The 6,460-nt window shown below is 66.2% G+C and carries 7 protein-coding genes and 1 pseudogene; 5 read left to right on the forward strand and 3 right to left on the reverse strand.

What is annotated here, in order from left to right:
• Positions 1-427 (reverse strand): annotated as a pseudogene (locus AC1DO7_RS38315) (hypothetical protein); the annotation flags it as partial.
• 224 nt (positions 428-651) lie between these two features.
• Here AC1DO7_RS38315 and AC1DO7_RS38320 point away from each other — a divergent pair.
• Together AC1DO7_RS38320 and AC1DO7_RS38325 are read left to right on the forward strand one after the other, a co-directional pair.
• On the forward strand, positions 652-1,011 hold the full coding sequence (locus AC1DO7_RS38320; protein ID WP_477117350.1) for a LysR family transcriptional regulator: 360 nt from the start codon (positions 652-654) through the stop codon (positions 1,009-1,011).
• Positions 999-1,547, forward strand: coding sequence for a LysR substrate-binding domain-containing protein (locus tag AC1DO7_RS38325; RefSeq protein WP_477117351.1), 549 nt, complete (start codon positions 999-1,001; stop codon positions 1,545-1,547). Before AC1DO7_RS38320 ends, AC1DO7_RS38325 begins: the two co-directional genes overlap by 13 nt.
• Positions 1,548-1,556: 9 nt before the next feature.
• On the opposite strand, the gene AC1DO7_RS38330 is transcribed toward AC1DO7_RS38325, so the two are convergent.
• Both AC1DO7_RS38330 and AC1DO7_RS38335 read right to left on the reverse strand, forming a co-directional pair.
• A complete protein-coding gene (locus tag AC1DO7_RS38330; protein WP_441619583.1) occupies positions 1,557-2,555 on the reverse strand; it encodes a Bug family tripartite tricarboxylate transporter substrate binding protein in 999 nt (332 codons plus the stop codon).
• Between the two features lie 164 nt (positions 2,556-2,719).
• Complete coding sequence (locus tag AC1DO7_RS38335; protein ID WP_441619585.1) at positions 2,720-3,754, reverse strand: AraC family transcriptional regulator ligand-binding domain-containing protein; 1,035 nt, start codon at positions 3,752-3,754, stop codon at positions 2,720-2,722.
• Positions 3,755-3,888: 134 nt separating this feature from the next.
• On the opposite strand from AC1DO7_RS38335, the gene AC1DO7_RS38340 reads away from it, so the two are divergent.
• The 3 genes from AC1DO7_RS38340 to AC1DO7_RS38350 form a co-directional block, all read left to right on the forward strand.
• A complete protein-coding gene (locus AC1DO7_RS38340) occupies positions 3,889-4,944 on the forward strand; it encodes a beta-keto acid cleavage family enzyme (protein WP_441619587.1) in 1,056 nt (351 codons plus the stop codon).
• A gap of 89 nt (positions 4,945-5,033) precedes the next feature.
• Positions 5,034-5,852 carry an SDR family NAD(P)-dependent oxidoreductase gene (locus AC1DO7_RS38345; protein ID WP_441619589.1) on the forward strand — a complete coding sequence of 273 codons (819 nt, stop codon included), beginning with the start codon at positions 5,034-5,036 and terminating at the stop codon, positions 5,850-5,852.
• 29 nt (positions 5,853-5,881) lie between these two features.
• Positions 5,882-6,460, forward strand: a 579-nt coding sequence (locus tag AC1DO7_RS38350) for a carboxymuconolactone decarboxylase family protein (protein WP_477117352.1), incomplete at its 3' end; no start/stop codon positions are given.

Genomic DNA, 6,460 nt, shown 5'->3' on the forward strand with positions numbered 1-6,460 from the left:
CGGTCATGTCGTCCTTGGGGTTCTTGCCAAGATCCCAGACATGCCCAAGCACGTCGCCGAAGGCGTTTTGCGCCACGGCGCGCCCCATGTGCATGCCGATGCCCCAATAGATCGCGCCGGCATCCATCTTCGAGTAGCGCTCCATCGGCAGGCCGCGCAGCAGCACGACGCCCATGCCACGCTCCAGGCGCTGGCGCAGGTCGGCGAGCTTCGTGGCGAGGCTGCCGAGCGGAAAGGTTTCCCTGGTGATGGCGGGCACTGCCAGCCCCAGCCCCTTGGCATGGCCCAGTGCGGCATCCAGCTGCGCGACATCGTCCTGGCTCAGCCACATCACCCATTCGGACTCTCTCGAAGCCATCTCCGCCGCCGTCCAGCTGGCCGGCGTCTCGACGGGCTTCGGCGTAGCAATCTCATGCACAGCTTGCATCTTCGTCTCCTTGTTTTAGTGGCCGTTGCCAGGCGCCGGCCGTTGAATACATTGTGCGAAGAGACGCACCGGATGGCTAATGAAAAATGATGCTCACGACAAAACCAAAAGGTAATATCCGATATGTGAACCGTCCTCTCATGCGGCGAAAATTCAAATACTCACCAGAGTTTTAAGGGTCTGCACCGATGGATGCCATTAGTTTCTTACGCACTGGGTTGAAGTTGCGCCATCTCCGTCTGGTAATAGCGCTGGAGGAATACCGGCAGGTCGGGCGGGTGGCGCATGCGATGAACATCACGCAGCCGGCCGTCTCGAAGGCGCTGGCGGAAATCGAGGACGGCCTCGGCTATGCCTTGTTCGTGCGCCGGCCGCGCGGCATCGAGCCCACGCCGCATGGCCTGTGCTTTGTCCGCTACGCGCAGTCGATCCTCGACGAACTGGACCGGGCCGGCGATGAACTCCTGGCGCTGGGCCAGGGGGCTTCCGCCACGATCGCCGTGGGTACGATGCCGGGCACCACGCTGTCGCTCGCGCCGCGCCGCGCATCGTGGCGCTGGCCAAGGCGCGCATGCCGACCTTGAACATCGCGGTGTACGAGGCGCCGATGGATATCCTGATGGGGCAGTTGCGCACCGGCCGGCTCGACGTGGTGCTCGGCGCGCTGTCGGAAAGGGCCACGCCGCAGGACGTCGGCCAGCACCATCTCTACGAAGAGGTCATGCGCGTCGTGGTGGGCCCCGGCCATCCGCTCGCCACGCGTGCGGACGTGGGCTGGCGCGACCTGGCCGATTTCCCGTGGGTGCTGCCGCCGCGCACCGCAAGGCTGCGGCAGAGCCTGGACGCCGCGCTCAGGCGCATGAAGGTCGAGAGCCCGCCGCACCATGTCGAATCCGTATCGGCCGGGCTGGTGCTGGGGCTGCTCGAAGAAATACAGGCGGTGGCGGTAGTGACGGGACGCCTGGCGCGAACCTATGAAGAGCGCGGGCTTGCCCGCATCCTGCCGCTCGAGATTCCAGGCGTGCTGCTGTCGATCTCGACCTTCACCCTGCTAGGGCAGGCGCCCTCGCCCGCCATCGAGGCCTTCCAGCATTGCGCGGAGCTTGCCGTGGCGGGCTGAGCGGCGCGGCTACTCCGGCTTGATGCCGTTGGCCTTCACGACGTCCGCCCAGGTGGCGTAGTCATTCCTGACCGTGCGCGCAAACTCGTCGGGGCTGGTCAGCGGCGGATCCGCCATCATGTTGAGCTGCTGGAAGCGCGCGGCCAGCGTCGGCGAGCGCAAGGCCTTGTTGATCTCCGTATTCAGCGCGGCGACGATATCGCGCGGCGTGCCTTTGGGGACGAACACACCATACCAGCCTTCGTTGCGCATCGGAAAGCCCTGCTCGGCCATCGTGGGCACATCGGGGTAGGCCGGCGCGCGGTGCTTTCCGGTGATGCCCAGCGCGCGGATCTTGCCGCTCTTGACCAGGGGTACCGAGGTGGTGATGTCGACGAAGGCGACCTTCAGCACCCCGCCCTGCAGGTCCGTCATGATCGGCGGCACGCCTTTGTACGGCACGTGGGTCAGCTCCAGCCCCGCCAGCGTGCGGAGTTGCGCCATGGCGAGGTGGCCGCCCGAGCCGACGCCCCAGCTGCCGTAGTCATACTTGCCCGGACTGGCCTTGACGGTGGCGACGAACTCCTTGACGTTCTTCGCCGGAAAATCGGGCGTGACGACCAGCAATACCCCGCCCGCGCCAATCTGCGCAACGGGAACCAGGTCTTTCACGATGTCGTAGGGCAGCTTCGGCTGGATGGCCTGGTTCATCACCGTGGCGGACGCGCTGGCGAACAGGACGGTATAGCCGTCGGGCTGCGCGCGGACCACGGTATCCACCGAAAGTTGTCCGTTGGCGCCGGGCTTGTTGTCCACCACCACGGGCTGCTTCAGCGCTTGCGAAATCTGCTCGGCGAAAACGCGGGCCAGCACGTCCGGCCCGCTGCCGCCAGGGCTGGGAACGACCAGGCGGATCGGCCGCGACGGCCATTTGTCCTGGGCCAGGGCGGAACCCGCAACCAGTGCTGCAGCCGTCAGTGCCGTGATGCTCAATGCAAGGCCGGCGCGGCCTGCCCATTTCTGCTTCATGTTGTCTCCTGGGAAGCACACGCCGTTTCTATGAGTGTCTGGCTATCGGAGGCGTGTGTGCCGGTGAATTCTGCCCACGCTCAGGCCCGGAACACTAATGAATTAATACCTCAGATACATGAGCAATCGGTAATGTCGCAAGATGGGAGCGGCGCGCCCCGGCGCTATGCGCGGTGGACGGTGAGGCGGGGCCGCCGGCGGCGCTCGGTGCGCAGCGCCCCGGGAGGCACGCCTTCCCAACGCTGGAAGGCCTTGTTGAATCCCGCCTGCGTCTTGAAACCCAGGGCCTGGGCGATATCGCCCGCGGGCAGATCCGTATTGGCCAGCAAGCGCCGCGCAAGCGCGCGGCGTTCTTCGTCGAGCAACACGGCGAAAGACGTGCCGTGATCCTGCAAGTGACGATGCAGGGTAAAGCGGTGCACGGCAAACAGCGAAGCCAGCCGGGTCGCGGTGCACTCTCCCAGCAGCATCAGGTCGCGCAGCGCATGGCGGACCTGGCCGAGAAAATCAGGCATGACATGGGATTCCAGCTCGCTGAGGTAGCGGACCACCGACGATTCGAGCGCCTCGTCGGCCACGCCGCAGCGCTGGTCGAGGGTGGCCGAGGCGAAGGTGAATTCGTCGCGCGGCTGGCCAAACAGGACATGGGGACCGAAGTGCGAGGCGTACGGCCCCAGCCCGGCAGGGAGCGGCCGGGACAGGTGAACCGCCGCGGGCGTCCACATCTTGCCGAGCAGCAGGCGGAACAACTGGAGGTTGGCCGCCAGGTAGGCCGTCAGCAATTCCTCGCGGCCAGCGAAGGTGCCGTCGATCTCGACCGAGAATGCCGCGTAACCCTCACGCACGGTGAGCGCCGTATCGATGCCCCGGTACCAGATGCGGCCGTAGCGCAGGATGCCCTCCACGGCATCGCGCGCCGTCTTCGAGGACAGCAGCAGCAGCCGCAGGGGGCCGGCATTCTCCATGTTCGCCCGGGCACCCACCAGCACGCCGAGGTGCGGGCAGGCAGCCGAATCGCTGGCGTCCGCGAGGATACGCGCGCACACCGCCAGCGCCAGCGGTGCCATGGGCTCCTCCAGCGCCGCCGCGGTTACGCCATGGCGGCCCAGGACCGGCCAGGGATCCACGCCAAGTTCCCGCAGGACTTCGATCACGCGCGCCAGGGTGCCCATGGGTACGGAACGGTTGACCGGCTTCATAAATTCAGGGTTTCCACCAAGTGTGACACCAGTATATTAAGGAGTGACGCAAGGATAAACAAAAGGTCTCGATGCCGTCCAGAATATCGCCATGCGCCCCGCGCTGATATTCCCGACCAACCAGGAGACGACCCATGCATTTTCTCGACGACAGCCTGCTTCCCGAAAACCAGGAAAAACTGGTGATCCAGGTGGCGCCCTACGGCCCGCAATGGCTGCCCACCGATTCCGACGACATCCCGGTCAGCATGGATGCCCAGGTCCAGAAGGCCGTGGATTGCTACAACGCGGGCGCCACCGTGCTGCACGTGCATGTGCGTGAATCCGACGGCAAGGGCTCGAAGCGCCTTTCGATGTTCAACGAGATGCTGGCCCGCCTGCGCGAAGCCGTGCCCGACATGGTGCTGCAGGTCGGGGGCTCGATCTCCTTCGCGCCGGAGGGCGAAGGCAAGGCAGCCGAATGGCTGGACTATGACACCCGCCACATGCTGGCCGATCTGAACCCGAAGCCGGACCAGGTGACCATCGCCATCAACACCAGCCAGATGAACATCTGCGAGATGCTGACCGAGGACGACGTCAAGGGCACCATCCTGGAGAAGCCCGAGTACGTCAAGGCGTACAGTGAAATGGTGGTCGACTCGAAGCCCTCGTTCTTCCTCGAGCACCTGGAGCGGCTGACGAAGGCGGGCATCCAGCCCCATTTCATGCTCGGCCACGTGGCGCAGCTCGAAACCGTCGAGCGCCTGATCCGCAAGGGCCTGTACCGTGGTCCGCTGATCCTGAACTATGTCGCCATCGGCGGCGGCGCGGCCGGCCTGCACCCGGCCGACATGATCGAGTTCGTGCGCCGCACGCCCGACGGTGCCGTGCTGACGATCGAGAGCGCCATGCGCGCCGTGCTGCCCATGAACGCCATGGCGATCGCGCTCGGCCTGCACGTGCGCGTGGGCATCGAGGACAACCTGTGGGGCCGCAAGGGCGAACGCATGACTTCGGTGCAGCAGATCGAGCAGACCGTGCGCCTGGCGCGCGAACTGGGCCGCGATGTGGCCGATGGCAAGGATGCGCGCCGCATCTACAAGATCGACGAGTGGTACGACAGCGCCGACGAGACCATCCGCAACCTCGGCATGGTGCCCAACCGCAAGCCGGGCCAGCGCGGCTTCCCCGTGCCGCAAGCGGCCTGATCCCGCGCTTGCCGCATCACCCACCGGCCCTCGCCAGCCACGCGCACGAGGGCCGGCCTCACCTCAGCAACAGTGGTACTGCCATGCGAATGAAAGACAAAGTTGCGCTCGTGACCGGCGTCGGGCCGGGCCTGGGCAAGGCGATCGCCGTCACGTTGGCGCGCGAAGGCGCAGACGTCGTGATCTGCGACGTGAACCAGACATCGCTGCACGAGGCCCGCGAAGCGGTGGAAGCCGCGGGCGGCGCCTGCCTGGCACTGCACTGCGATGTCTCGTCCAGCGCCGAGGTCAGCGCCATGTTCGCGGCCGCCGTGGCGCGCTTCGGCACGGTGCACGCGCTCGTCAACAACGCCGCGCTGACGCCCAACAGGCCAATCGACACCGGGCGCCGCAACCAGCTCTACGAGTACATGCAAACGCCGGTGGCGCGCGACTCGCTGGGGTTCACCAGTGAAATCAGCGACGACGAATGGCTGCGCTACTGGGGCGTCAATGTGCACGGTGTCTTCTATTGCACGCGCGAAGCGCTGAAGCTGATGCAGCCGCAGCGCTTCGGGCGCATCGTCAACGTCGCGTCGATCGCCGGCATCTCGTCGAAGAGCGCGCACAGCCCGCACTACAGCGCCACCAAGGGCGCGGTGATCGCGTTCACCCGGTCGGTGGCCATGGAAGTGGCCGGCGCCAACATCTTCGTCAACGCGATGGCGCCGGGCGGCGTCGCGACGCCCGCCTTCAACCAATACCTGGAGCAGATCGGCGATGCCGGCCGCAACCGGCTCTGGCAGGGCTGCCCCTCGGGGCGCTTCGGCACGGTCGAAGAGTATGCCGCGACGGTGCTGCACCTTGCGAGCGACGAGCACTACCTGGTCGGCCAGGTGATCAGCCCCAACGGGGGCTCGGTGATCTGATCACCGCAACAGCTTCGACAGATATGCAAATGAATCTCTTCCCCCACTACAAGGCGCTGCGGGACAACGGCGTGCTCGGCAGCGAGCTCGACCCGCTCACGCAATGGGATCCCAAGTGGATCGCTTCCTGGGTCGCGCTGGCCCGCGACGCACAGGCCGAGGGCGTGCTCGACCCCAAGCTCGTCGCGCTGATCCGCCTGAATATCGACGTGACGGCGACCCATCTCTACAAGCCCGGCGTGTCGCGCCACGTCCGCGAGGCGCTCCAGCTCGGCGCGAGCCGTGCCGAAATCCTCGAAGTCTTCAAGTTGGCCAGCGTGGTTGGCATCCACGCCTGCGCGGTCGGCGTGCCGGCGCTCGCCGAGGAACTGGCCCGCGCGGGCCTGCCCGACGAGCCGGTGGCGGCCGGCGCCACGCCGGTATGCGACGCCGTGCGCGCCAACGGGATGTTCAACCCGCTGTGGGAAACGCTGTACCGCTGGGATCCGCTGTACCTGGAGAAATTCCTGGCGATGGGCTTCGGCCTGTGGCGCGACAACATCCTGCCGCCGCTCTGGATCGAGTTTCTCTGCATCGCCGGCGATGCCGCCATCACCCATATGTACGGC

This window comes from Cupriavidus sp. 05N40, from assembly GCF_056397305.1.